Genomic DNA, 24,778 nt, shown 5'->3' with positions numbered 1-24,778 from the left:
AAGACCCGGAGCGATCCGGGTTTGTTCCGCCAAATGAAAAGGGAGGCCGAGGCCTCCCTTTTCATTTGATACGTTTCAGGCCAGCTAGCGCCAAAAACCGTATCAGGTCTTCGGCAAGGTCACCCCATGCTGCCCCTGGTACTTGCCGCCGCGGTCCTTGTACGAGGTCTCGCAGACTTCGTCGCTCTCGAAGAACAGCACCTGCGCACAGCCTTCGCCCGCGTAGATCTTGGCCGGCAGCGGCGTGGTGTTCGAGAACTCCAGCGTCACATAGCCTTCCCATTCCGGTTCGAAGGGAGTGACGTTGACGATGATGCCGCAGCGCGCGTAGGTCGATTTACCCAGGCAGACCGTCAGCACATTGCGCGGGATGCGGAAGTATTCGATGGTGCGGGCCAGCGCGAACGAGTTCGGCGGGATGATGCAGACGTCGCTTTTGACGTCGACGAAGGAATTCGAATCGAAGTTCTTCGGATCGACGATGGTGCTGTTGATGTTCGTGAACACCTTGAATTCATCGGCGCAGCGGATGTCGTAGCCGTACGACGAGGTGCCCCAGGAGATGATCCTGCGGCCTTCGCTCTCGCGTACCTGCTTGGCCGAGAAAGGCTCGATCATGCCGTGTTCTTCCGCCATCCGGCGGATCCATTTATCGCTTTTGATGCTCATCGCAGGGCTTCCCGGGTGATTAAATATTAACCCGCGATTCTACGCGAATACCTTCCTGCGGTCACCTGCCGAAAGCGCCGGCAGCAGGCGTTCGATCATCTCCCGCGTCAGCTGCGCCGTGAGCTGGGGCGACTCCATCGGATACAGGTGGCTTCCCTCGATCGTCACCAGATTGTCGCCGACCAGCCTGCGGGTCGCCTTCATGCCGGCCTGGCGCAGTTCTTCCGAGCGGGTGCCGGCGACGAAACCGATCGGCACCGGGAAGGACTGGCGCAGGATCCTTCCCATGTCGTGCGGCAGGCTGCTGTAGATGGCCGCCTCGACATCCCGGTCGAAACGCAGCTGCACGCCGTCCGGATGCGGCTTCAACCCGTGCGTCAGGTAGTCGTCGAGCGCGCCCGGCGCCCAGGCCTGGAAGATCGGCTTGGCGAGGAAGTGCGCGCGCGCGGCCTCGCGCGAAGGCCAGATATTGCGGCGGCGCTCGGCCACGCCGCCCGGCGACAGCTTGCGGCCCGCGCCCAGCGCCTTCGCCAGGCGCCAGAGCCAGGCGCGCCAGCCAGCCACCACCGGCGAGTCCAGCATCACCACGCAGCGCGCCAGTTCCGGGCGGCGCCAGGCCGCCATCATGCCGATCGCCCCACCCAGCGAATGCCCGACCAGGATCGCCGGCCGGTCGTAGCGCTCGAGCTGGCCGATCAGTTCGTCGACCAGCGCGTGCCAGTTGTCGTCGACCGGGTAGCGCGGATCGTGGCCGAGCATGTCGGTGGTGCGAACGTCGAAATCGCGGCGCAGCTCGTCGAGCAGGCGGCCGTAGGAGCCGGACGGATAACTGTTCCCGTGCGTGAAGTGCAGCAGAGGCTTGTTCATGGCGCCCATTGTAAGGGCATTGCCGCGCACGGGTTCCCTGTGCGCGGCCCGTTTAGAGGGAAACGCCTACAGCCAGCGCCGGACCTTCATGCTGGCGATCCATGCTTCCTCCTCCCGGCTCAGGGACGGTCCTGCGGCGGCTGCGGGCGGCGCTGGCGCAGCTGTTCGCGCTGCTCCGGGCTCAGGATGGCCAACACCTGGGCGTGCAGGCGTGCTTCCAGCAGGGCCTGGGCGGCGATCGCCTGGCCGAGCTCGCGCGAGGCGGCGCCGGCCCTGGCTTCGTCGAACTGGGCGGCGTCGCCGACGGCGCGCAGGGCCTCGTGGGCATGGCGCACCGCCTTGTCCTGCTGGCGGCGCTGCGGCGCGGCGGCGTGCTCGATCGCGAACAGCCTGTCCTGCTGGGCTTCGCTCAGGCGCAGGCCGTGCAGGTGATGGCCGAACCCGTGGCCGCCGAAGCCGGGGCCCGGACCACGCTCGGGCCCGCCGTGCGGCCCCTGCTCCGCCGGCTGGCCGGCGTCGGCCGGCGCCCCGGACTGGCCGGCGGCGAAGGCGGTGGCGCAGCAGGCAGCGAGCAAAGCGGCCGCCATTGTTTGGCGCGTCAGATTCATGTTGTGCATCCTTGTGTGGTTGGGATGCCGCATTGTCGTGCGCGCCCCTGTTAAGCGCTGTTAGTTCCTTGTAAAACGGGGTAAAGACGAGTTCCCGCCCGGCCCTCCCTCCTCCCCCATTTGTTAAGATGCGAGCATGAACCAAGTACTGCTGATCGACGACGATACCGAACTGGTCGGGATGTTTACCGAATACCTGGAACAGGAAGGCTTCCGCGTGGCCTGCGCCCATGACGGCGAGCTGGGCGCACGCGAGGCGCTGAGCGGCCAGTACGCCATCGCCATCCTCGACGTGATGATGCCGCGCATGAACGGCATCGAGACCCTGCGTCGCATCCGCGCCGCCAGCCGCATCCCGGTGCTGATGCTGACCGGCCGCGGCGACGACGCCGACCGCATCCTCGGCCTCGAACTGGGCGCCGACGACTACGTGACCAAGCCCTGCACCCCGCGCGAGCTGACCGCCCGCGTACGCGCGATCCTGCGCCGCACCCAGGGCGCGGTCAGCGACGGTCCCGGCATCACGCTCACGGTCGGCAAGCTGACCATGCTGCCCGAGCAGCGTCGCGCCACCTGGGACGGCAGCCCGCTGGAACTGACCAGCACCGAATTCAACCTGCTCGAAGTCCTGGCGCGCAATGCCGGCCGCCCGGTCAGCAAGAACGACCTGTCCGAGCAGGGCCTGGGCCGCCCGCTGGCCCGCTTCGACCGCAACATCGACGTCCACCTGAGCAGCCTGCGCCACAAGCTGGGCACGCTGTCGGACGGGCGCTCCTGCCTGCAGACCGTGTACCGGCTCGGCTACCAGCTGATCCGCGACTAGCGATGGGCCGGCTGTTCTGGAAATTCTTCCTGTCGATCCTGCTCGCCCAGGTTGCGGCGACGATCGGCATCGGCGGCACGGTCTGGCTGCGCGACCAGGCCCGCCAGCGCAACACCGAACCCACGCTCGACCTCGGTCCGCCGGCCGTCATCATGCTGGATGCGGCGGCCGCCACCCTGAAGCATGGCGGCGTCGACGGCCTGCGCGACCTGGCCGCGAGCAGCCGCCGCATGCGCCTGTACGTGCTGGACGAGCAGGGTCGCGAACTGCTCGGGCGGACGGTGCCGCCCAAGCTGCGCGAGGAAGTCGAGCGCAAGCTGGAAGCCGGCGCCCAGGCGCACGCCGTGGCCCGCCTCACCGCCCCCGACGGACAGCGCTTGCTCGTCTTCGCCTCGCGCATGCCCGGCCCGCGTCCCGGCCCTGGCGACAGGGGAAGCGGTTTCGGCACGGCGGACGGCGGCGCTCCGGCGGCCCGCGGCATCGCCGCGGCGGCCGGCGCTGCAGCCGATCCGGCGCCGGAAGGCCGCGGCCCTGGTTTCGGCCCCGGTCTCGGTCCCGGCTTCGGTCCCGGCCACGGAGGCACGGGCGGCTGGTTAGGACTGCCGCCCGAGTTCGGCCACCACGTGGGACGCTGGCTGCCGATCGTCGCCGCGACCCTGGCCAGCTTCCTGTTCGCCGCCCTCCTCGCCTGGTATTTTTCGCGCCCGATCCGCGCCCTGCGCGGCGCCTTCGAAGCCGCCGCCGCGGGCGACCTCGCGCCCAGGTTCGCCGACTCCCGGATGGCGGTCGGCAGCGACGAGCTGGCCGAACTGGGCCATGACTTCGACCGCATGAGCGCCCAGCTGCGCGCGCTGATGGACGGCCAGCGCCGCCTGCTGCACGACGTCTCGCACGAGCTGCGTTCGCCGCTGGCGCGGCTGCAGGCCGCGATCGGCCTGGCGCACCAGCAGCCGGACAAGATCGGCGCCTCGCTGGAGCGCATCGAGCGCGAGAGCGTGCGCATGGACCGCCTGGTCGGCGAGCTGCTGACCCTGTCGCGCCTGGAAGCCGCCAGCGCGCCGCCGGCGATGGAGGCGGTCGACCTGGTCGAGATGGTCGACCAGATCGCCGACGACGCCCGTTTCGAAGCCGGCGCCCGCATCGAAGTCGACGCCCCGGTCCCGGTGACGGTACGCGGCGCCCCGGACCTGCTGTGGAGCGCGGTCGAGAACATCGTGCGCAACGCGGTCAAGCACGGCGGCGCCGACGGCGCGGTCGACGTGGCCCTGCATCCCGAGCAGGGCGCGGTGCACATCGAAGTGCTTGACCGGGGGCCGGGCATCGCCGAGGAAGACCTGGGCGACATCTTCGAACCCTTCTTCCGCTCGAACCCGACGCAGAACAACGTCGACGGCCACGGCCTGGGGCTGGCGATCGCCAAGCGCGTGGTCGAGACGCATGGCGGGCGGATCACGGCGGCGAACCGCGCCGGCGGCGGCCTGCGCATGACGATCACGCTGCCGGCCGCCGGCTGACCTAGGGCGGCGGCGCGCTCCAGTAGCGGGCGTGCGCTGTCCGGTAGGCCTGGTGCGCAACGGCGCCGTCGAAGTCGAGCGTGACGGCGCCCAGTTCGTCGGTGCGCAGGCGCTCGATGCCGAGCTGGCCGTAGCGCTCGTAGACCTCTTTTTTCGGATGCTTGTAACGGTTGCGGTAGCCGACCTGGAACACGCCGACGGCCGGGTGCACCGCCTGCAGGAAGGCCTCGGTCGACGAGGTGCCGCTGCCGTGGTGCGGGGCCAGCAGCACGTCGGCGCGCAGGCTTTCCGGGGCCGTCCTCACCAGCGCCGCTTCCTGGGCCGCTTCGATGTCGCCTGCCAGCAGGATCGCCGTGCGCCCGTTCCCGATCCGCAGCGTGCAGCTGCGCGCGTTCGCCTTCGGACCGGCATCGGCGTAGACCGACGCGGCCGGATGCAGCATCTCGAAGCGCACGCCATCCCATTCCCACCGCTGGCCGGCCGCGCAATGCAGGTGGCGCCGCGCCGCGCGCGCGATCGGATGGCCGGCATCCAGCGAGGACGCCACCCAGCCGATTCGCTGCTCGGCCAGCAGCGCCAGCGCGCCGCCGGTGTGGTCGGTGTCGCCGTGGCTGACGACCATGCCGTCGAGCGCGCCGATGCCGCGCATGCGCAGGTAAGGCAGCAGCACCCGGCTGCCGGCGTCGGCGCCCGGTGCGTAGCCGGGGCCGGTGTCGTAGAGCAGGCGGTGGCCGGCGGTTTCGACCAGCAGCGCCATGCCCTGGCCGACGTCGAAGGCGGTGACGCGGAAGGCGCCATGCTCGGGATACGCCGGCACCTGCAACAGCAAGGGCAGCCAAGCCGTGGCGCCGGCCCAGCGATGCGGCCAGCCGCGCGGCATCAGCATCCACAGCGTGCCGCCCAGCGCCAGCAGGAACAGCCAGGCTTGCGGCGCGGGCGCGCGCCATACCGCGGCCGGCAGCGCGGCCAGCCAGCCGAGGGCGCCCGCCAGCCCGGCGACGACGGCATGCGCCGGCAGCAGCAGCCAGCCGCACAGGGGTTCCGGCAAGAGGCTGCCCAGCAGCGCCAGCGGCGTCACCACGAAGCTCACCAGCGGGATCGCGACCGCATTCGCCAGCGGGCTGACCAGCGACACCTGGCCGAAAAGCAGCATCGACAGCGGCACCAGCCCCAGCGTCACCGACCACTGGGTGCGGCCGGCCGCGCGCAGCTTCTCGCGCCAGCCCGGCGCGCGCGCGGCGATCCTGCCGTGGCCGCCGAACAGGATGACCGCCACCGCGCCGAAGGACAGCCAGAAGCCCGGCCACAGCACGGCCCACGGATCGAGCAACAGCACCGCGCCGAGCGCCGCGCACAGCACGTGCGACACGCTCGAGAGCCGGCCCAGCCACAGCGCCAGCGCGATCACCGCCAGCATGTAGAGCGTGCGCTGGGCCGGCACGCCGAAGCCGGCCAGCAGCACGTACAGCAGCGCGGCCAGCGCCCCGGCCAGCGCCGCCACCTTCTGCGCGGGCAGTCGCAGCGGCAATTGGAGGCCGGTGAAGAAGGAACGCCGCCACAGGCTCGACACCCCCAGCGCGGCGAGCCCGGCGACCATCGTGATATGCAGGCCCGAGATCGAGATCAGGTGGCCGATGCCGGTGCGGTTGAAGACCTGCCAGTCCGACTGGTCGATGCCGCGCTGGTCGCCGATCACCAGCGCGACGATCACGCCCGCGTACTGCCGCCCGTCGAGCGCGCGCAGGATGCGCTCGCGCAGCACGGCGCGGCTGCGTTCGACGAATGTGCCGAAACGCGGCACGAACGGATCCAGCTTCGCGTTGCCCGGCGCCGGGCGCACGTAGCCGGTGGCGCGCACACCCTGCTCCAGCAGCCAGGCCTCGTAGTCGAAGCCGCCGGGATTGGCGTTGCCGTGCGGGCGCTGCAGGCGCACCGTCAGGCGCCAGCGTTCGCCGGGCATCAAGCGCTCGGGCAGGCCCGCCTCGCCGCGCCGGTCGGCGTACCAGGACAGCGCGATCCGCGGCGGGACCGTGGCGCCGGGCGTGTCGCTGCGTTCGACCAGCAGGTTGAAGCGCAGGCCCTGCTCGAAGCGGTAAGGAAGGCTGTCGATCACGCCGACAACGCTCAGGTCGCGGCCTTCGTCGGCGGCGCCCAGTGCCGGCGCGAGGGCCTGGTGGGCCAGCCATGCTGCCCAGGCGTAGCCGAGCAAGACGCCGGCGCAGGCGGCGAGGCATGCCGTGCCCCGGGTCCGTTCGGCGTAGCGGGCGAGAAGGATGCACGGCACGGCGCCGGCCGCGCAGGCGAGCATGAGGGCGGCGGACGGCAAGGCGGCGGAGGATTGCAGCGCCAGCACGCCGGCCGTGAAGCCAAGGATGGCGCTGCGCATGGTGTCGGGTCAGGGTCCCTTGCCGGCAGCTCAGACCAGGGCGGGCGGCCCGTCGAGGCGCAACGCCGCTGCGTCGGCGTGGCGCATCAACTGCCAGCCGCTGCGGCGCCGGATCAGCTCCGGTCCGGCAGACTTCGCAAAGACGCCGGCCGGCACCTGGAAGGTGGCGGCCGGCAGCAAAGCCCCGCGCGCGAACCAGCGCGTGCCGTCGAGCGCGTTCGATTCCTCGCAGCGCCACCAGCCGCTGGCAGGACAGGCTTCGCCGGTACGGGCACGGGTTCCGGGAGCAGCCGGCGGCGCCGTGGCATCGGCAATCGACGCGCTGCCGGTCGACGCCCCGGCAGGCGCCAGGGCGACCGCCGCCGGGGTGCGTGGGCGCAAGCGCTTGTCCACCAGGGTCCAGGCGGTCGGCTGCGTACTTTCCACGCTGGGCTGGATCCGCTTGAGCTTTTGCCACAGTGACTGGCGCGGCAGCAGGAGTGCCTGCGGCATGCGCTCTCCCTGACGGAGGTACTGCACCTGGCCGCCGTGCACGTCCACACCGTCACCGCCCTCGGCGCAGCGCCACCAGCCGGACTGGGGACAGACGTCGCCGGCCCTGGCCATTGCACCCGGTTGCGGGCTCTCCGGTTCCGGTAGCGGACCGGATCCCGGCGGCGGCGGACCGTTCTTACGCAAACGAATGCTCGACGCGATGCTGTTCCACAGTGCCAGCAAGGCGTCTTCGTGGAGACTGGTGTCGACAGGCTTGCCACCCGCACGTTCACTGATCCCTGTCCGCAGTTCCAGCGAAAGCAGTGGCTGCACCGGATCATCGGTCGCGCCACGCGCCTCCCAGTTGAACCCGTAGCTTGTCGTGAAGTTGAACTCGCGCGCCCGCAGCAGCACTTCTTCGCCGTCGACCCCGTTGATGTTGCGCTTCCCTTCACGCAGCTTCGACATGCGTGACAGGATATCCGCGCTGGTGGACGCGTCCACGTCGGCGATGCGGGCAAGCAGGCTCGGGCCGGGCCGCGTTCCTGCAAGGCTCGCGAGAGTAAGGCTGAGATCGGGATGCTCGGGCAGCCCGAGATGCATGACGATGTGCTCGTTGGTATGCGCGGGAAGCGGGTCCACGAACACTGCCCGCGGCACGCAAAATCCTGGAACGCTTGGAATTTCGTCGTCCTTGCGGACCTGTAGACGGGCGAGCAGTGCTTCGGCTTCCCTTGCACTGGACTCCGCGGTCGACTTCGCCGTCAGCGAAAGACTGAGGCCCCGGATGTGCGCGTGCACCTCGACCGATACCGACTCGAGGTAAACCCGACGTTCCCCTTCCATCAGATAGCCGCGGCTGCGTCCATACACCAGGCTTCGTCCAACCAGGCCCGGGACATGCAGGTCGCGCGCCGATTCCATGCCGCCATCGGCTGCCTGCGACCTGATCTCGGCCTCCCGGCCTGCAATCCGCTGACGGAATGCAGCTTCGTCCTCTTCCCTGGTGACGATATCGAATCCGTCCAGCATGCTGCCCGAAAAACCGACTTCCGCCTCACCGGGCACATCGACCAGGTAGCGGCCGACGCATACGGTTTTCATGTTCTCCGTCATTTTTGCCACCTCGGATCTGTCCCTCATACTCCGGACCTGGCTGGCTGCCCAACTTCCCGCGCAGGCAAGGGCTGCCAAGAGAACAATGAGTTCTCGCCACCCGCATTTCCTCATTGGCGTCATAGCAAATTCTGCAATGGCTTGACGATGAGAGGATGGCCGCCCGGCCTGCCAGCACAGACAATGCTTGCTGGCAGCACGACAGCTTGACGCCATTCACGGCCACATGCCGATGTCATGGCAACTCCTGTACCAACTTTGCGACGAGGTGCTGGGTCAGCAGCAGGACTGCTTCATCATTGAAGGTTTTTTGGTGGTCTAATCCGCGAATCTCGAATAATTGTTTAATCTTCCCTTGTGGCCCGGCGCCGGACTGCTGCGGCACCGTGCCATCGCCACTCGCATCCTGGCGAGCCGGTACGAACTCCAATGACGTCTTGCCCTCGACCTTGACCCGTCGCCCCACCGTTTCCCGATAACTTGTGAACACCGCCTTGCGCAGGTTCGCTTCGGTGAACACCGCGCCATTCGCCGGATCCCGTGCAACCCAACGCACCGCGCCAAACGCCAGGTACGCCGGATCGGCCCCGTAAAAGGCATAGGTTCTCGGATGGTAATAAGTATCGAGCAATTCACGATGAAACCGCTCAGCGCTGTTCAGTGCTTTGCGAATTCTCTCCTTGACGCCAAATTCGCCCTTATATTTGCCGGCCGGGTCAGCCAAACCCGGATCGATCAGCCTGTACCACGATTCGGTATCACGATAAAGATCGTATGGATTTCCGCTCGGCATATGCACCACATCGCGCGGAACGTCTTTATTATTCACGCGGCTAAACAGGCATACATGCAGCCATGGCCGCGGATACAGATGGTTCGGCAAGAGTTGCAGCGGACCCGGCGCTGTCGCCATGACCGGCATCGTCAATTCCGGACGCGCGCCGAGGATATCCGCGAGCACGCCAGCTTCAAGGTTAGCGGCAGGGCCATTGCTGGGACTCCATCCTTCGGTTCCACAAGCGATGCGGCGATAACAGGCGGGCGCGCCGAATGCCGGCATGACGCCATGGATCACACCGAGGATTTGATCGGGGATTTGCTTTGCGCAGGCGCGCGCGACGAGGCCGCCCATCGAATGCGTCACGAGGATGACCTGTTTGCACTCGCGCTTACGCCCGGTCCAGAATGCGATGATGCTTTCGATGCGCGCGCGCAGGCGCCTGGCCGAATCTTCGCAGGACGCCAGCCAGTTATAGCCGCAGGCGTACACCGGGAAATAGTAGCCGGCGTGCTTCTCCAACTCTTTTTCCGTGATCTTTTCCACGCTGCGCACACCCCATCGGGCGGGATCGCAGGCCATGACCTGCCTCCAGTGGCGACATACGACCCGTACCTTATCCAGCGCATCCATCTCGAATGTATGGTTCAGCCCGATTTCCAGTGCGTGCATCAGCCTGCCATACGACTCCCAATGCACTTCGCCCCAATGGCGTTTGCGCACCTCCCCTTCGGTCGTGCCGTAATTGCGCGCGTCGACCGGAAGGTGGATGTCGCCCTGGTCATCCACTTCGAGCGCTTCGCCATCAAAAATCTTTTGCCTGGCCGATGCATCGCGAGCCTTCCAGGTGTAATAAGCCAGGATGCCCTCGGCGCTGCCGTTCGGCGGCCGCCAGGCCGCTTCGGCGCGCCTGAGCGCCATGTTCTGCGGCCTGCCCGGATCCTTCGTGGCCCGCAGATTGCTCCCCATGATCCCCGGCACCACGATCACCGGCACCACCTTCGACGGCGGCATCGTGAACAGTCCACGGGTCTTGAGCGCCGTCGGCGTCAGCACCGTGCGGCCGGTCCAGCTGCCGTCCGGCTGGGGCACGAGGTTCGGCAATGGGCGGGTCGGATCAGGCATGCGTACTCCTTGTTATGGGTATCGTCCGGCTCAGGCGGCCGGATCGTCTTCTTCCGGCAGGTAGGCCATGTCGACGCCGCCGATCATTTCGCCGATCAGCAGCGAGGTCCGGCCCTGGTCGTCGGTGCGTCCGGTGATCGTGCGGCCGTCCTCGAAAGTGGCGCGGTAGCGCTGGTTCGGGATCGGGGCACCGGTCTGCAGGTGGCGCAGCACCACGTACTCGTCGGTGTGCAGGTGCGAGCTCGGCATGCGCACGTCCTTCGGGCTGGCGCCGCCGGGGCCGAAGTACATGAAGTCGGAACCCTTGTGGATCTGCTGGCTGCTGCTCTGGTGGGTGATCTTGCCGTCGGCCCAGTCGGTGGTGGCGCCGGGGGCGATGATCTTCACCGCCGGCGCTTCGAGTTCGATGCGCTCGGCGGCGATCAGGCTGATGCGGCCGGAGGACTTGATCTGGATGTTGCCGAGGTGGGTCTGCAGCACGATGTCGCCGCGTCCGGCGCCGAGCTTCATGCCCAGCTCGTGGGCGAACATGCTGAGGCCGCGCGCCGCACGCAGGAAGATGTTGCGGCCGGTCGAGATCTCGGCGTCGCCGGCGCTGACCACGTCGATCTTGCTGGCGGCGCCCAGCGCCAGGTTGTCGCTGCTGGCGACGATCGCGCCGGCCGGGGCGCTGGCGGCGACGATGGGCGCGCCGCCTTCGGCGCCGTCCGCCACGTTGCCGCCCTCGTGCCAGCGTTTCAGCTTGTCCACCAGGGCGGCCAGGCGCTGCTGCGAGGGCTCGTCTTCATTGTGCACGGCCGCCAGCTTGCCGACTTCGTCGAGGATGCCCTGCATGACGTCGGCCAGGCCGACCAGCTGGCCGCGTCCGAGCAGGCTGCCGGCGCCGCCCTCGCCCGGTTCCGCGCTGATCAGCACGCCCTGGGCGCCGCGCACCGCCACCGACAGCTCGCTGCGCAGCTCGGCGCCCTCGCCGCGCGGGCGGCCGGCGCCATGGTCGCGCGGCTCGGTCAGGTAACCCAGGTTGAGTTCCGAGGCGCCGTGGTCGCTGCCCAGCTGGGCGCTGATCTGGCCGCGCGTATCGTCGAAGCGCAGCTGGTTGCCGCGGCCGCCGCCGATCTCGCGGGTGCGGGTGCCGGACAGGTAGCGGTTGCCGGGCAGGCTGCCCGCGCCCTTGAAGGCCGGCGGGTTGGCGCGCTGGTTGTACAGCTGGGCCAGGATGATGGGGCGGTCCGGGTCGCCGCCCAGGAAGGCCACCAGCACCTCGGTGCCGACGCGCGGCAGGCCCAGCGCGCCGGACTGGTGCTGGCTGCCGCTGCCGTTGCCGGCCCAGTTCAAGGCCACCCGCACCCAGGCCGAATCGGCCGGGCTGCCGGAGGCGCCGGCGCCGTGCGCATGTTCGTGGTCGGCGGCGCGCATGCCGGGGAAGCGGATCTTGACCCGGCCCAGGGCGTCGCAATGCACGTCCTCGTTGGCCGGGCCGACCACGATCGCGCTCTGCAGCTGCGGGTGCGGCAGGTCGGTGCGCGGATCGAAGGCAGGCACGATGGCGATGCCGCGCCGTACCGCCGTGAAGGCGACCCGCACCCGCCCGCCGGCGTCCGGCGTCGGCCCCACGCCGTCCACGCCCAGCAGTTTCGACACCGGCGCCGCCAGGTCGCGCGGCAGGTTGTTGTCGGCCACCACGCGCAGTTCGGTGATCACGAACTCGCGTTCCGGGGCGGGATGGGTGTCGATCTCGGGATGGTCTTCGAGCGCAAAATACTGGCCGGGGCAGAAGTCACGCACGCTGCCCTCGCCGTGGAAGCACTTCGATTCGAATTCGTGGCGGCTCATTCGCACATGGCCCAGGCGCCAGTGGTCTTCGACGTCGTTGCCGGCATGCGGCATCTCGATCAGGTAGTCGTCGAGGGTGGCGGCGAGCTGGTTGCCGCTCGGGCCCTGGTCGGCCATGCTGCGGCTGCTCGCGGTCATGAATTGCGGGCCGCCCGGGTTCTTGTAGTCCCAGCTGTGACGGGTGGTCACGCCCGGCTGCAGGCGCCGCGCCGCGGTCCAGGAGGTGACGGTGTCGCGGCCCCCCGCGACGCCGTCGCGGTGGTAGCGCACGCTGCCGGCGGCGTTGCGCGGCAGGCTGCCGGCGTCGCCGAACAGCAGCAGCGTGTGCGCCGGGGTACTGTCGTGCGCCGGGTCGACCGCGCTGTTGCGGCTGCGCCCCGGCCGGAATACCCAGGCGATGCCGCGCCGCTTCAGCAGGCGGCGCAGGAAGGCCGCGTCGGATTCGTTGTACTGCATGGTCTGCTCGCGCGGCGGGTACTGGCGTGGGTCGAGCAGCGGGTCGATCTCGAGTTCGAAGGCGTTCGCCAGCACGGTGCTGGAATGGCGCCACTCGTCGCACAGCAGCTGCACGATGCCGATTTCGTTCTGGTCGCGGAACACGCGGCTGTTGCTGCGCTTTTCCATGACCGCGAACACGTCCCGCAGCACCAGCTCGTAGGCCGTCAGGGCGCCGTCGGAATCGCCGGCGCGCGCCTCGGTCACCAGGCCGCACACGCTGCGCACCTGGCCGCGGTCGGTGACGAACTGGAGCTCGGCCGGCAGCGCGATCAGTTCCTTGAGCGGCAGGTGCGGACTGCCGGCCAGGCAGGCGATGCGGTACTCGATGCCGCCGCAGACCGCTTCGCTGCCGACCACCCGCTGGGGCAGCAGGATGTTGTCGGCGAGCTGGCCGGCGTGCGCGAGGCGCAGGCGCAGGGGCCGATGGGCCGTGCTCAGGGACTGTTCGATCTGCAGGCCCCGCAGGAACTCGCTCGCGCTCTCCACCATGTCTCCTCAGGCATGCCGCACTGCGGCAGGAGCACCCATTCTTCCACGCCTGGTCCGGCAATCCGTTGCCGAGAATCATAGGGTTTAGGGCGCATCAAGGCGGAACTTCAGCCGGCGAGAATGGTCGCGTGCGCCTGGATCCGGAGCGCATCGGGGCCCGGGGCGCACCCCGCGCTCCCGCCAGGCGCGCGCGGCGACACCATGCGCGCCGGGTGGCCGCATGCGTGCGGCATTAGACGGGGTTCAAGATGCGAGCAGGTTTTTCAGGCGCGGGATCGCGGCCAACGCGCTTTGTCCGGTGGCGGCGCGGACCGCCTCTTCCGGCATGCCGCGCAGCTCGGCCAGCATGCGGCCGATCGCCGGCAGCTCTTCGGGGCTGTTGCGGCCCGGATGGAGCCAGCTCGGGGCGATGTCCGGCGCATCGGTTTCCAGCACGATGGCGTCGAGCGGCAGCTCCAGCGCCAGGCGCCGGATCTGCAGCGCGCGGGTAAAGGTCATGGCGCCGCCGAAGCCGAGGCGAAAGCCCAGGTCGATGAAGTTGCTGGCCTGCTGGAAGCTGCCGTTGAAGGCGTGCGCGATGCCGCCCGCCGGCCGGATCTGCCGTACGTGTTTCAATACCTGGTCCTGCGAGCGGCGCACGTGGGTCAGCACCGGCAGCCCGAGGTCACGCGCGATGCGCAGCTGCTCGCGGAGAAAATGCTCCTGCTTGTCGCGCATGGCCGGCTCGCACAGCATCGGGATGAAGAAGTCCAGCCCGATCTCGCCGATGCCGACGAAGCGCGGGTCGATCATCGCCTCCGTGGCCAGGCGGCGCAGCAGCGCCAGGTCTGCTTCCTGCGCCCGGGGCACGTAGATGGGGTGGATGCCGAGCGCATAGCAGGCATTCGGCGCCGCGTGCGCGAGCTCCCTGACCACGCCGAAGTTGCCGCTCGCGACGGCCGGGATCACGATCATCGACACCCCGCCCTGGCCCGCGCGCGCGGCCACCGCCAGCGAGTCCGGCAGCGCGCCGAATTCGTGGGCGTCGAGGTGGCAGTGGGTGTCGATCCACATGGCCCTTCAGTTCTCCGGCTGCAGTCCGTGCTCGGTCAGGCGCAGCACGCGGTCGCAGCGGCGCGCCAGTTCCGGATCGTGGGTGACGATCACGAAGGCGGTACCGAGGGTGCGCGACAGCTCCAGCATCAGGTCGAAGATGGTCTCGGCAGTGGTGTGGTCGAGGTTGCCGGTCGGTTCGTCGGCCAGCACGCAGGCCGGCTCCGTCACCAGCGCGCGCGCGAGGGCCACGCGCTGACGCTCGCCGCCCGACAGTTCGCCGGGACGGTGGATGGCGCGCTTGGCCAGGCCGACGCGCGCCAGCATGGCCTCGGCGCGCGCCACCGCGTCCTCGCGCTTCATGCGCCGGATCATCAGCGGCATGGCGACGTTGTCCAGCGCCGAGAATTCCGGCAGCAGGTGATGGAACTGGTAGACGAAGCCGAGCGACGCGTTGCGCAGCTCGCCGCGCCGGCTTTCCGACAGCGCGGCGAAATCCTCGCCCTGCAGGACCACGGCGCCGCCGCTCGGGGTGTCGAGGCCGCCGAGGATGTGCAGCAGGGTCGACTTGCCGGAACCGGAAGCGCCGACGATGGCCACGCGTTCGCCGCGGCTGATGGAAAAATCGATATTGTCCAGCACCTGCACCGCGTAGTCGCCTTCGCGGAAGGTCTTGCCGACGCCGCGGCAGGACAGGACCGGCGCCAGCGCCGTCGTGTTCATGGTATTCGTCATGGTAGTCTGCATGTCATTCATACCGGAGGGCTTCCGCGGGTTTCACGCGCGAGGCCGACCAGCTCGGGTAGAGCGTCGCCGCAAATGCCAGCAGCACGGACACGCCGCCGATCTTGAAAACGTCCGGCCAGCGCATATCCGACGGGATTTCGCTGATCAGGTAAATATCCTTCGACAGGAACTGGATCCCGAACAGGTGCTCGATGAAAGGCACGATCACGTCGATGTTCAGGGCCACCAGCACGCCCAGGCCGACGCCCGCCAGCGTGCCGAGGATGCCTACCACGGCGCCCTGGATCATGAAGATCTTCATGATCGAGCGCGGCGAGGACCCCAGGGTGCGCAGGATCGCGATGTCGGGCTGCTTGTCGGTCACCGTCATCACCAGCGACGACACCAGGTTGAACGCGGCCACGGCGATGATCAGGGTCAGGATGATGAACATCATCCGCTTTTCGGTCTGGACGGCGGCAAACCAGTTGGCGTTCAGCTTGGACCAGTCGCGCACCACCAGGTCGCCCGACATCGATTTCTTCAGCTCGGCCGCCACCAGCGGCGCCTGGTGCATGTCGGCGATGCGCAGCCGCAGTCCGCCTGGCGCGTCGAGGCGCTCCATGCGCTCGGCGTCCTGCAGGTGGACGAAGGCCATGCTCGAATCGAATTCGTAATGGCCGGCCTCGAAGATGCCGACCACGTTGAAGCTGCGGGTGCGCGGCACCATGCCGGCCGGGGTGGTCTGGGCCTGGGCCAGCATCATGGTGACCTTGTCGCCGATGCCGACCCCGAGCGAGCGCGCCAGCACGTAGCCGAGCACGATGTTGAACTCGCCCGGGCGCAGGTTCTGCAGGCTGCCCTGGCGCACCTGGCGGCCGACGTCCGAGACCTTGTGTTCTTCCTCCGGCAGGATGCCGCGGATGACCGCGGGCTTCATGACGTCGTCGCGCACCAGCAGGCCCTGGGTCTCGACGAAGGGCGCGGCGCCGCGCACGGCCGGGTTGCGGAAGGCTTCCTGCTCGGCCTGGCGCCAGTTCGGCATCGAGCCGCTGGCGTCGAACACCTCGACGTGGGCCAGCACCGACAGCATCCGGTCCGTCACCTCCTTCTGGAAGCCGTTCATGACAGACAGCACGACGATCAGCGCCGCCACCCCGAGCGCGATACCGGACAGCGAAATCAGCGAGATGAAGGAGATAAAACTGTTGCGGCTGCTGCGCTTGCCGGCACGCGTGTAGCGCAGGCCGACCAGCCATTCGTACGGCAATTTGTGGATGATGCTCATGGGCTCCGGGGTAAATGCTGCTTAGGCCCGCAGTGTGCCATACAACGCTCATCAATGTGAGGGGTTGTCACGATTGACATTCAAATTGCCAGTGCGGAAGCAGCGGTTCTCCTGGAGCCGCCATTTGGCCTACAATACGGGCATGGCCCATATTTCGCTCGTCCTGCCGTTCGCCCTTCCCGCTCCCGAATTCGCCTCCGACCTGATCCGCGCCCTCGAGGCGCCGGCGCTGGCGGCGCTGTTGTCGCGGACATCGAGCGCGGCGCGGCATCCGCTGGCGCCGACCGCGCGCGTGCTGCCGCACGAGCTGTGGATCGCCCGCACGCTCGGGCTGGCGAACGGCGTGGCGCCCGGCCTGGCCGCCAGCTGCATGCGCGGCTACGGCCTCGATCCCGGCGACGGCACCTGGTTCGTCGTCAACCCGGCGCACATCCAGATCGCCCACAGCCACCTGATGATGGGCGACCCGCGCCAGCTCGACCTGCGCGAGGACGAAGGCCGGCAGCTGTTCGACAGCGCCCGCGCCTGCTGCGAGGAGGCCGGCCATGCGCTGCTGTACGGCGCCCCGGACACCTGGTTCCTGCGCGCCGACGACTGGGACGGCATCCACACCGCCAGCCCCGATGCCGCGATCGGCATGAACCTGACCGACTGGGTCCCGACCGGCCCCCAGGCGCGCGCCTTCCGCAAGCTGCAGAACGAGGTCCAGGTGAGCTGGTACACCCATCCGGTGAACGCCGCGCGCGAAAGCCGCGGCCAGGCGCCGGTCAACGCGATCTGGCCATGGGGCGCCGCCAGCGTCGCCGCCGAGCATGCGCAGAAGCTGGTGGCGCGCGCCGCCGGCAAGCTGGGGCCGGCGCCGGCGCTCAGCACCTACGCCACGCCGGGCTGGCTGACGGCGCTGGCCGACCAGCGCCTCGACGGCCTGTCCGGCATCGCCGACAAGCTGCTTGCGGCCGGCGCCGCGGCGAACGGCCGCCTGCTGGTCTGCGGGAATGTGACTGCCGCCGCCCTCGCGGCAGACTGGCACGCCTGGCTGCAGGAAATGCACGCCCTCGAGCAGGTCCTGTTCGCGCCCCTGCTCGCGGCCCTGAAGGCGGGCCGCATCAAGTCGCTGCGCCTGGTGCTGAGCCACCGCGACGCCCATCTCGACACCACGACGACCCCGATGGCCCAGCGCAAGTTCTGGCGCCGTCCGACTTTGGAAGCATTGAAGTGAAAACCCGTATTGCCATCCGTCCCTGCCCCGGCCGCCAATCCGAGCAGCTCGCCCAGGGCGGGATCCACCCGGTACTGGCCCGCGTGTACGCCGCGCGCGGCCTGACCGACCCGCGCGAGCTGGCCAGCGAACTGCAGGCCCTGCTTCCGCCCGCCGCCCTGATGCAGATCGACGCCGCGGCAGGCTACCTGGCCGACGCGATCGCGGCCGGCAAGAAGATGACGATCGTCGCCGACTACGACTGCGACGGCGCCACCGCCTGCGCGACCGCCCTGCGCGGCCTGCGCGCGATGGGCGCGCGGGTCGACTACATCGTGCCGAACCGTTTCGAATACGGCTACGGCCTGACCCCGGAAATCGTCGAGCTGACCGCGCGTGAAAAGTCGCCCGACATCATCATCACGGTCGACAACGGCATCGCCAGCATCGACGGGGTCGAGGCGGCCCGCGCGCGCGGCATCGAAGTGGTGGTGACCGACCACCACCTGCCGGGCGACGCCCTGCCGGACGCGCGCGTGATCGTGAACCCGAACCAGCCCGAATGCGGCTTCCCCAGCAAGCACCTGGCCGGGGTCGGGGTCGTATTCTACGTGCTGCTGGCCCTGCGCGCCGAACTGCGCAAGCGCGGCGTGTTCGACGCCGCCTCGCAGCCGAAGCTGGATTCGCTGCTCGACCTGGTGGCGCTCGGCACCGTGGCCGACGTCGTCAAGCTCGACACCAACAACCGCATCCTCGTCGCCCAGGGCCTGAAGCGCATGCGCGCGGGCCGCATGCATGCCGGGATCGCCGCGCTGTTCCGGGTATCGGGCCGCGAAGCGCGCTGCGCCTCGCCCTTCGACCTCGGCTTCGCGCTGGGCCCGCGCCTGAACGCCGCCGGCCGCCTGAAAGACATGTCGCTCGGGATCGAGTGCCTGGTCACCGACGACGAAGGCCGCGCCTGGGAGATCGCCCAGCAGCTCAACGAGATCAACCTGAAGCGGCGCGAGATCGAAGCCGAGATGCAGGACACCGCCCTGCTGCACCTGGACGACTTCAGCCCGGCGGACGCCAGCACCATCGCCGTGTTCGACGACGGCTGGCACCAGGGCGTGATCGGCATCGTCGCCTCGCGCCTGAAAGAGAAGTTCTACCGGCCGACCATCACCTTCGCCCCGAGCGGCGAGGGCTGGATCAAGGGTTCGGGGCGTTCGATCCCGGGCTTCCACCTGCGCGACGCGCTCGACCTGGTGTCCAAGCGCGTGCCCGGCCTGATCGACAAGTTCGGCGGCCACGCGATGGCGGCCGGCCTGTCGCTCCGGCTCGAACACTTCGACACCTTCCGCGAGGCCTTCGAAGCGGTCGGCCGCGCCTGGCTGAGCGAGGCCCAGCTCGAGCGCGTGGTCGAGACCGACGGTCCGCTGGAAGACGATTTCTATACGGTGCAGTTCATCGAGCTGCTGGACGGCCAGGTCTGGGGCCAGGGTTTCGCGCCGCCGGTGTTCTGCGACGAGTTCCGTGTGGTCAGCCAGCGCATCCTGAAGGAAAAGCACCTGAAGCTGCTGCTGGAGCGGAACGGCCGGCGCTACGACGCCATCTGGTTCGGCAATACCGCCGCCCTCGGCGAGCGCGCCCGCGTGGCCTTCCGGCTCGACGCCAACGAGTACAACGGCGTGACCAAGGTCCAGCTGCTGGTCGAACACGCCGAACCGGCCTGACCATGCCCGCCATGATCGATCCGCAGGAAGTCGAGTTCAGCGCGATCCGCGCCCAGGGACCGGGCGGGCAGAACGTCAACAAGGTCTCCTGCGCCGTGCACGCGCGCTTCGACATCGCGGCCTCCTCGCTGCCGGCCGCGATCAAGGAGCGCCTGCTGGCCATGCGCGACAGCCGCATCACCGAGGATGGCGTGATCGTGCTGAAGGCCCAGCAGTCGCGCAGCCTGGAAGCCAACAAGGAAGACGCGCTGCGGCGTCTGCAGGAACTGATCGACAAGGCGGCCGTGGTGCCGCTGGTGCGCCGGCCGACCAGACCGACCCGCGGCTCGCAGCGGCGACGCCTGGACGCCAAGAGCCGCAGCGGGCAGATCAAGGCGCTGCGGGGCAAGGTCAACGATTAACAGGCTTACGCACCATCAAACCGGGGTCAGACTCCCGATTCTGGCAATTTCCCAAAGTTTTTTGCCAAAAACCGGAGTCTGACCCCGGTTTTGTTTGGGTCAGGGTGTGTCGATGTTGGGCTTGCAATTGCAGGGCTGCTCGCCGCGGTCGAAGACGATACGCCACCTGCCCGGCGCTTCCAGGCGCCAGATCGAATTGAAACGGCCGATGCGGCGGCCGGCGGCGTCGTAGACCGGGCCGCCGCTGTAGGCCAGGGTGCCGGACTCGACGACCTCGACCTCTTCCGGCTCCCACGAGAATGGGGCCTGCGCGCCGTCGTAGTATTTACGCCACGCATCCGCCACCGCCTCGCGTCCGCGCAGGACGCTGCCGGGGCCGGAAAAGAACACCGCCTCATCGGACAGGAAGCCGGTGAAGGCGGCATGGTCGCGCGCCTTCATGGTCGCCGCAAAGGCGCGCTCGACCGCGGCCACCTGCTTCTTCAGCTCGGCATTCGTGGGCCGCGCCGCGCTGGCGAAGGCCAGCATGAACATACTGATGCACAAAACCCCAATCGACAGCAGACGCATGCGTCCTCCCGTGTTGAGCTTAAAATTTTGTCACGGCAATACCGTTTGCACAAGATACTTGCAGCGAGTCCGGAAGCGGAGTATAAACAGTCCATAACCGGAGTATTCCTATGAGTCTCGCCTACGCCTACCCCAAAAGCCGTTTCGAGCCTGCCGTGCTGGTCGACCTGAACGACAGGGCCGAGCGCGAACGCCTGTCGCGCTCGGCGCTGCTGGGCTTCTTCCAGCTCGCCGGCGCCTGGCAGGTGCGCGACGACGATGCGCGCGAGCTGCTCGGCGGGGTTTCCTCGTCCGCCTTCTACGAGTGGAAGAAGAACCCGGACCGGGTACTGGAAGTCGACCGCATCACGCGCATCTCCTACCTGCTCGGCATCTACAAGGCCTTGCACATCCTGTACGGCGACAAGCTGGCCGACGAATGGGTGCATCTGCCGAACAGCAACCCGGTCTTCAATGGCCGCTCGCCGCTCGCCTTCATGCTGGCCGGCGGCCTGCTCGCCATGCAGACCGTGCGCCGCCTGCTCGACGCCCGCCGCGGAGGGCTGTGAGTGAAAGCCATGGCCAGGGTGCAGCCCCGGCTGACGGCGCTGCGCCAGTTCGACACCGTGCGCCTGATTCCGTCCCGCTTCGCCGATGCCGAAGACTCGGTGCTGGCGCCGCTGGCGGAAAACGATGCCGTGCTGCGCGACCTGTTCGACCTCGACAACGCCACCAATGACCGCCTGCGCGGCGAGTCCGGCCTGCTGCCCGGCATCGGCATGGACGAACTGGTGTTCGGCGTACCGAATTTCCGCATGATCAATGCCGCCTACACCTATGCGCGCCCGGAAGGCAGCCGCTTCAACGACGCCGAGCGCGGCGCCTGGTACTGCGCCTTCGAACTCGAGACCGCGCTGGCCGAGGTCAGCTTCCACAAGACCGTCGAGTACCAGGAAATCGGCTGCTTCGACGACAGCGTCAGCTACCAGGCGCTGCTGGCCGACTTCACCGCCAGCTTCCACGATTTGCGCGGCAATGACGCGTGGACCGCCTGCCTCGACCCCGACAGCTACATCGCCTCGCAGCGCCTGGCGGCCGAACTGCTGGACGCGGGCTCGATGGGCATCATCTACCCCAGCGTACGCCGACCGGACGGCAACAACCTGGCCTGCTTCCGCCCCGCGCTGGTCGGGAATGTCCGCAAGGGCCAGGCGTATCGGTTAACATGGGCGGGCTCGCCGACGCCCACCGTCGACGCCATCTGACGATTTGACAGCATGAACATGAAAACCGATCCATTGAAAGACACCGAACTGCACGACAAGATCAACCGCGAGACCGCCCGCATCAACTGGTCCGAGCTGGAGCGCCATTTCGCCCACGGCGCCGTGATTTTCGTCAGCCTCGAACTCGACCTGGTCGAGGTGGCCCTGCGCATTGCCCACGACGACAAGGAAGCGATCGCAGGCTGGATGAACGAAGGCAAGCTCGCGAAGGTGTCGGACGCCCAGGCCCTCGAGTGGCAGGCCAGCGACGCCCGTTTGTGGGCCTCGGTCGTGAATCCCTTCGTGCTGGTCCAGCCGGACAAGGCGGCCTCGAAGGAAACCCTGCACTAGTCGATCCAGACGCGCGCTCGCATCTTCGTCTCTGCGCCACAGTCATCATGCTTACGCTTGTCCGCACAAAGTATTACAATACAGCAACAGTGCGCGGACTTGACGCATGAAGAAGAAAAGATTTGTGCAAAGTTATCCGCTATACTGACGGGACAAGAGGAAGTTTATGCAGAGCAATATAAAAACAGACGATCCGGTCATGACCACGAGCGAGGTCGCACGCCTGTTGGGCGTTGCCACCAGCACCGTGCAGATCTGGATGGAAAGCGGCGCGATCGAATCCTGGAAAACGCCGGGCGGGCACCGCCGTACCCGCCTGAGCCTGGTCCAGGGCCTGCTGCAGGGTAAGGACGATAACGCCCAACTGCGTCCTGCGGCCAGCAACGACAAGGAATTCCTGCCCGCGTCGGACCCGGCCTATCCGGCCCCGGCCGACGAACGCGCACGCCTGGCTGCCGTCGGCGCCAGCGGCCTGGTCGATACCGACGAGGAGGCGCGCTTCGACCGCATCGTCCGCCTGGCCAGCATGGTGACCGGCTCTCCGATCGCACTGATCTCGCTGCTGACCTCGACCCGCCAGTGGTTCAAGGCCAGGGTCGGCCTGGAGCCGCGCGAAACCCCGCGCGACTGGGCCTTCTGCTCGCATGCAGTGATGCAGGACGAGCTGTTCGTGGTCGAGGACGCCCTCGGCGACGAACGCTTCCGCGACAATCCGCTGGTGCTGCAGGATCCGCACATCCGCTTCTACGCCGGCGTCCCGCTGCGCGACCGTTCCGGCCACCCGCTCGGCACCCTGTGCGTGATCGACCGCGAACCGCGCCGCCTGCGCGCCGCCGAGGTCCAGGGTCTGCTCGACCTGGCGGAGATCGCGTCGAGCGAAATCCAGGCCAGCCGGCCGATCCGCTTCTAAGCGTATCCCGTCGTCCCCGCGCAAGAGCGCGGGGCCTTACTTCGCCAGATCCACCGCGTACAAGGCAAACCCCTTCCCCTGCCCGTCGTCCGCAGCCACCTGCGTCACATTTTCCAGCCCCGCCGCGCGCGCCAGCGCCAGCTTGCCCGGCGCCGAGTGGAACACCACCGGCCCCTTCGTCTGCACTTTCGTGAAGCGCCAGCTGCGCTGGGCGCCGTCGGCCGCGTGGTTCAGGCGCTTGCGCTCCTTGATGTACCCGATCAGCACGTCGCGGCTGGCGTCCGGCGACGTGAACACGGTCCTGCTGCCGTCCAGGCCGGGGAAGTTGCCGCCGCCGCTGGCGCGGTAGTTGTTCGTCGCGACCAGGAATTCCTGGCCCGGCTCGAGCGGCGCGCCGCGCAGTTGCAGCTTCCTGATGCGCTGGCCCGGCGGCTGGGTCAGGTCGATCTCGTAGCCGATCTCCGGCGAGGTCACACTGTCGAAGTTATAGCCGGCGAAGCCCGTGTTGACCAGTTCCTGCGGCGCGGTCCGGTCCGGGTCGATGGTGTTGAAGCGCGTCGCCGCCTTCTCCAGCCATGCTTTCAGGCCGGCGCCGTCGATCTTCACCACCGCCAGCGCGTTCGGATACAGGTAGAGGTCGGCCGCATTGTTGAGCGCCAGGTCGCCGGCCGCGACGTCGGTATAGTCGGCCACGCCGGCCGAGCCGCTCTTGAACGGCGCCGACACCGACAGCACCGGCAGCTTCGCGTACTGCGGCAGGTTGGCGGCCACGTACTGCTGCACATACGCGGCCTGGGCCTGGTTGACGACCTGGATCGCCGAGACGTCGCCAAGGTCGGCGAAATAGGTCGACATGCGGAAGTCCGCGCTGCCGATCGGGGTCTTCACGTAGCGGATCGTGGCTTCGTGCTCGCTGCGCACCAGGTCCATCACGGCCGGATCGGCGGCCACGTACTGCTTGTCCGGCTGCTGGGTCGTGCGGTTCTCGACGATGGCGGCGTCGCGGTCCGCATGCCAGCGCTTGCCGTCGTAGCGCAGCTGCAGGCGCACCACGCCGAGGTTCTTGCCCCACAGGTTGGCCATCACGGTCGGCACGCCGAATACCCTGCCCCTGGCCTTGTCGACCTGCGGCAGGTTGAATTGCGCGACGGTGCTGGACGGATTCGGGAAGGCCTGGTGCGAATGGCCGAGCAGCAGCGCGTCGATACCCGGCACCTGGGCCAGATAGTAGTTACCGTTCTCCATCGTCGGCGCATAGGGACTGGCGTCCAGGCCGCCGTGCGAGATCGCCACGACGAGGTCGGCGCCTTTTGCGCGCATCTCGGGCAGGTAGCGTTTCGCGGTCTCGACCAGGCCTTCGGTATAGATCTTCCCTTCCAGCCAGCGGCGGTCCCAGTTCAGGATGGCCGGCGGCGTGAAGCCGATGATGCCGACCCTGACGCTCGCCTCGAAGGGCCGGCCATGCGCATCGACGGCCCTGATGCGCTTGCTGAGGATGCGGTAGGGCTCGAACAGCGGCTTGTGCGTCCTGGTGCTGTAGACGTTGGCCAGCACCACCGGGAAGCCCGGGCCGGCGCATTGCTTCTTCTGCACGCCCGCCACGTCGAGGCGCTGGCCGGTCACCTGGGCCAGGTAGGCAAGCCCGAAATTGAAATCGTGGTTGCCGATGCCGATGCCGTCGTAGCCGATCTTGCGCATCGCCTTGTAGATGCCGAGCAGCTGGCCGCAGGGCAGCGGATCGACCGTGGCCTGGTAGTCGCCCAGCGCATTGCCCTGGATGGTGTCGCCGTTATCGAACAGCAGCGTGTTCGGGAAGTCGCGGCGCGCCTGCGCGATCAGCGACGCGGTGCGATCCAGCCCCATCGAGGGGTCGTCGGCCAGCTTGAAGTAGTCGTAGCCGACCACCGCCGAGTGCAGGTCGGTGGTTTCCAGCACCGCCAGCTCGGCGCTGGCGCCGGCTTTCGGCTGCGCGGCGAAGGCGGGAGCGGCGGCGATGAAGACGGAAAGGACGAGGCAGGCGGGGCGGTGTTGGCGGGATTTCATGGGGCGATGATACGGCAGCCGCCTGCCGAGGGGCAAGGAAACCATGCCAAACCCTGCCCGGCGCGCCGGCTGCGGTATAATCTCCGGTTCGATTCAACCTACTAAAATACCATTACCGAC

Annotated in this window: 21 protein-coding genes; 9 read left to right on the top strand and 12 right to left on the bottom strand. The window is 68.3% G+C overall.

The genetic code is table 11. The features are described 5' to 3' along the window. Positions 1 to 102 precede the first annotated feature (102 nt). The 3 genes from dcd to AM586_RS00855 form a co-directional block, all read right to left on the bottom strand. Positions 103 to 669, bottom strand: a complete 567-nt coding sequence (gene dcd, locus AM586_RS00865) for a dCTP deaminase (RefSeq protein WP_047825933.1) — start codon at positions 667 to 669, stop codon at positions 103 to 105. Between the two features lie 39 nt (positions 670 to 708). Beyond that, a complete protein-coding gene (locus AM586_RS00860) occupies positions 709 to 1,536 on the bottom strand; it encodes an alpha/beta fold hydrolase (RefSeq protein WP_047825972.1) in 828 nt (275 codons plus the stop codon). A gap of 119 nt (positions 1,537 to 1,655) precedes the next feature. Further along, positions 1,656 to 2,144 (bottom strand): Spy/CpxP family protein refolding chaperone, encoded by a 489-nt coding sequence (locus AM586_RS00855; RefSeq protein ID WP_162600506.1) that lies wholly within the window; start codon positions 2,142 to 2,144, stop codon positions 1,656 to 1,658. 136 nt (positions 2,145 to 2,280) lie between these two features. Between AM586_RS00855 and AM586_RS00850 the strand changes: the two genes are divergently transcribed. Both AM586_RS00850 and AM586_RS00845 read left to right on the top strand, forming a co-directional pair. Further along, positions 2,281 to 2,967, top strand: a complete 687-nt coding sequence (locus tag AM586_RS00850; protein ID WP_047825931.1) for a response regulator transcription factor — start codon at positions 2,281 to 2,283, stop codon at positions 2,965 to 2,967. Between the two features lie 2 nt (positions 2,968 to 2,969). Continuing rightward, complete coding sequence (locus AM586_RS00845) at positions 2,970 to 4,481, top strand: cell wall metabolism sensor histidine kinase WalK (protein ID WP_047825930.1); 1,512 nt, start codon at positions 2,970 to 2,972, stop codon at positions 4,479 to 4,481. Position 4,482: 1 nt separating this feature from the next. Here AM586_RS00845 and AM586_RS00840 read toward each other — a convergent pair whose 3' ends face one another. The 7 genes from AM586_RS00840 to AM586_RS00810 form a co-directional block, all read right to left on the bottom strand. Next, positions 4,483 to 6,867, bottom strand: coding sequence for a DNA internalization-related competence protein ComEC/Rec2 (locus tag AM586_RS00840; RefSeq protein ID WP_047825929.1), 2,385 nt, complete (start codon positions 6,865 to 6,867; stop codon positions 4,483 to 4,485). 30 nt (positions 6,868 to 6,897) lie between these two features. Continuing rightward, a complete protein-coding gene (locus AM586_RS00835) occupies positions 6,898 to 8,457 on the bottom strand; it encodes a T6SS immunity protein Tli4 family protein (protein ID WP_047825928.1) in 1,560 nt (519 codons plus the stop codon). A 235-nt stretch (positions 8,458 to 8,692) separates the two neighbouring features. Further along, the gene (locus AM586_RS00830) at positions 8,693 to 10,360 is read right to left on the bottom strand and encodes an alpha/beta fold hydrolase (protein ID WP_047825927.1); all 1,668 of its coding nucleotides are present in this window, start codon (positions 10,358 to 10,360) and stop codon (positions 8,693 to 8,695) included. A gap of 30 nt (positions 10,361 to 10,390) precedes the next feature. Continuing rightward, positions 10,391 to 13,180, bottom strand: coding sequence for a type VI secretion system Vgr family protein (locus AM586_RS00825; protein ID WP_229411216.1), 2,790 nt, complete (start codon positions 13,178 to 13,180; stop codon positions 10,391 to 10,393). 243 nt (positions 13,181 to 13,423) lie between these two features. Then, entirely contained in the window at positions 13,424 to 14,233 is an 810-nt protein-coding gene (locus AM586_RS00820; protein WP_047825926.1) for a TatD family hydrolase, read from the bottom strand. Positions 14,234 to 14,239: 6 nt separating this feature from the next. Continuing rightward, entirely contained in the window at positions 14,240 to 14,947 is a 708-nt protein-coding gene (lolD, locus tag AM586_RS00815; protein WP_229411215.1) for a lipoprotein-releasing ABC transporter ATP-binding protein LolD, read from the bottom strand. A 13-nt stretch (positions 14,948 to 14,960) separates the two neighbouring features. Then, positions 14,961 to 16,226 carry a lipoprotein-releasing ABC transporter permease subunit gene (locus AM586_RS00810; protein WP_060566865.1) on the bottom strand — a complete coding sequence of 422 codons (1,266 nt, stop codon included), beginning with the start codon at positions 16,224 to 16,226 and terminating at the stop codon, positions 14,961 to 14,963. A 124-nt stretch (positions 16,227 to 16,350) separates the two neighbouring features. Between AM586_RS00810 and AM586_RS00805 the strand changes: the two genes are divergently transcribed. The 3 genes from AM586_RS00805 to arfB are packed head-to-tail and all read left to right on the top strand — an operon-like array spanning position 16,351 to position 19,540. Further along, positions 16,351 to 17,445 carry a hypothetical protein gene (locus AM586_RS00805; protein ID WP_229412945.1) on the top strand — a complete coding sequence of 365 codons (1,095 nt, stop codon included), beginning with the start codon at positions 16,351 to 16,353 and terminating at the stop codon, positions 17,443 to 17,445. Continuing rightward, entirely contained in the window at positions 17,436 to 19,139 is a 1,704-nt protein-coding gene (recJ, locus tag AM586_RS00800; RefSeq protein ID WP_109370538.1) for a single-stranded-DNA-specific exonuclease RecJ, read from the top strand. Before AM586_RS00805 ends, recJ begins: the two co-directional genes overlap by 10 nt. 2 nt (positions 19,140 to 19,141) lie before the next feature. Next, complete coding sequence (gene arfB / locus AM586_RS00795; protein WP_047825923.1) at positions 19,142 to 19,540, top strand: alternative ribosome rescue aminoacyl-tRNA hydrolase ArfB; 399 nt, start codon at positions 19,142 to 19,144, stop codon at positions 19,538 to 19,540. Positions 19,541 to 19,639: 99 nt separating this feature from the next. Here the strand turns inward: arfB and AM586_RS00790 are convergent, their stop codons facing one another. Further along, a complete protein-coding gene (locus tag AM586_RS00790) occupies positions 19,640 to 20,068 on the bottom strand; it encodes a DUF4440 domain-containing protein (protein WP_229411214.1) in 429 nt (142 codons plus the stop codon). 152 nt (positions 20,069 to 20,220) lie between these two features. Here AM586_RS00790 and AM586_RS00785 point away from each other — a divergent pair, with 152 nt between their 5' ends. The 4 genes from AM586_RS00785 to AM586_RS00770 all read left to right on the top strand — a co-directional run bounded on the left by AM586_RS00785 (position 20,221) and on the right by AM586_RS00770 (position 22,615). Further along, positions 20,221 to 20,658 (top strand): antitoxin Xre/MbcA/ParS toxin-binding domain-containing protein, encoded by a 438-nt coding sequence (locus tag AM586_RS00785; protein ID WP_047825921.1) that lies wholly within the window; start codon positions 20,221 to 20,223, stop codon positions 20,656 to 20,658. A 9-nt stretch (positions 20,659 to 20,667) separates the two neighbouring features. Next, a complete protein-coding gene (locus AM586_RS00780) occupies positions 20,668 to 21,354 on the top strand; it encodes an RES family NAD+ phosphorylase (RefSeq protein ID WP_047825968.1) in 687 nt (228 codons plus the stop codon). Positions 21,355 to 21,372: 18 nt separating this feature from the next. After that, positions 21,373 to 21,705: a DUF2288 domain-containing protein gene (locus tag AM586_RS00775; protein ID WP_047825920.1), complete on the top strand. Its 333-nt coding sequence runs from the start codon at positions 21,373 to 21,375 to the stop codon at positions 21,703 to 21,705. A 199-nt stretch (positions 21,706 to 21,904) separates the two neighbouring features. Next, entirely contained in the window at positions 21,905 to 22,615 is a 711-nt protein-coding gene (locus AM586_RS00770) for a GAF domain-containing protein (RefSeq protein ID WP_229411213.1), read from the top strand. 36 nt (positions 22,616 to 22,651) lie between these two features. Here the strand turns inward: AM586_RS00770 and AM586_RS00765 are convergent, their stop codons facing one another. Continuing rightward, on the bottom strand, positions 22,652 to 24,658 hold the full coding sequence (locus AM586_RS00765) for a bifunctional 2',3'-cyclic-nucleotide 2'-phosphodiesterase/3'-nucleotidase (RefSeq protein WP_373995241.1): 2,007 nt from the start codon (positions 24,656 to 24,658) through the stop codon (positions 22,652 to 22,654). Positions 24,659 to 24,778 lie beyond the last annotated feature (120 nt).

It is taken from the genome of Massilia sp. WG5 (assembly GCF_001412595.2).
GTDB lineage: Bacteria > Pseudomonadota > Gammaproteobacteria > Burkholderiales > Burkholderiaceae_D > Telluria.
Note: the sequence above shows the minus strand (reverse complement) of the source record. Positions and strands in the feature narration are given on the sequence as shown.

Coding starts and splice junctions, on each gene's coding strand:
- AM586_RS00850 (WP_047825931.1), top strand. CDS start 2,281: ATGAACCAAGTACTGCTGATCGACGACGATACCGAACTGGTCGGGATG.
- AM586_RS00835 (WP_047825928.1), bottom strand. CDS start 8,457: ATGACGGAGAACATGAAAACCGTATGCGTCGGCCGCTACCTGGTCGAT.
- AM586_RS00825 (WP_229411216.1), bottom strand. CDS start 13,180: ATGGTGGAGAGCGCGAGCGAGTTCCTGCGGGGCCTGCAGATCGAACAG.
- dcd (WP_047825933.1), bottom strand. CDS start 669: ATGAGCATCAAAAGCGATAAATGGATCCGCCGGATGGCGGAAGAACAC.
- AM586_RS00780 (WP_047825968.1), top strand. CDS start 20,668: ATGGCCAGGGTGCAGCCCCGGCTGACGGCGCTGCGCCAGTTCGACACC.
- arfB (WP_047825923.1), top strand. CDS start 19,142: ATGCCCGCCATGATCGATCCGCAGGAAGTCGAGTTCAGCGCGATCCGC.
- AM586_RS00860 (WP_047825972.1), bottom strand. CDS start 1,536: ATGAACAAGCCTCTGCTGCACTTCACGCACGGGAACAGTTATCCGTCC.
- AM586_RS00770 (WP_229411213.1), top strand. CDS start 21,905: ATGACCACGAGCGAGGTCGCACGCCTGTTGGGCGTTGCCACCAGCACC.
- AM586_RS00845 (WP_047825930.1), top strand. CDS start 2,970: ATGGGCCGGCTGTTCTGGAAATTCTTCCTGTCGATCCTGCTCGCCCAG.
- AM586_RS00785 (WP_047825921.1), top strand. CDS start 20,221: ATGAGTCTCGCCTACGCCTACCCCAAAAGCCGTTTCGAGCCTGCCGTG.
- AM586_RS00775 (WP_047825920.1), top strand. CDS start 21,373: ATGAAAACCGATCCATTGAAAGACACCGAACTGCACGACAAGATCAAC.
- AM586_RS00830 (WP_047825927.1), bottom strand. CDS start 10,360: ATGCCTGATCCGACCCGCCCATTGCCGAACCTCGTGCCCCAGCCGGAC.
- AM586_RS00790 (WP_229411214.1), bottom strand. CDS start 20,068: ATGCTGGCCTTCGCCAGCGCGGCGCGGCCCACGAATGCCGAGCTGAAG.
- AM586_RS00820 (WP_047825926.1), bottom strand. CDS start 14,233: ATGTGGATCGACACCCACTGCCACCTCGACGCCCACGAATTCGGCGCG.
- AM586_RS00855 (WP_162600506.1), bottom strand. CDS start 2,144: ATGAATCTGACGCGCCAAACAATGGCGGCCGCTTTGCTCGCTGCCTGC.
- AM586_RS00810 (WP_060566865.1), bottom strand. CDS start 16,226: ATGAGCATCATCCACAAATTGCCGTACGAATGGCTGGTCGGCCTGCGC.
- AM586_RS00840 (WP_047825929.1), bottom strand. CDS start 6,867: ATGCGCAGCGCCATCCTTGGCTTCACGGCCGGCGTGCTGGCGCTGCAA.
- lolD (WP_229411215.1), bottom strand. CDS start 14,947: ATGACGAATACCATGAACACGACGGCGCTGGCGCCGGTCCTGTCCTGC.
- AM586_RS00765 (WP_373995241.1), bottom strand. CDS start 24,658: ATGAAATCCCGCCAACACCGCCCCGCCTGCCTCGTCCTTTCCGTCTTC.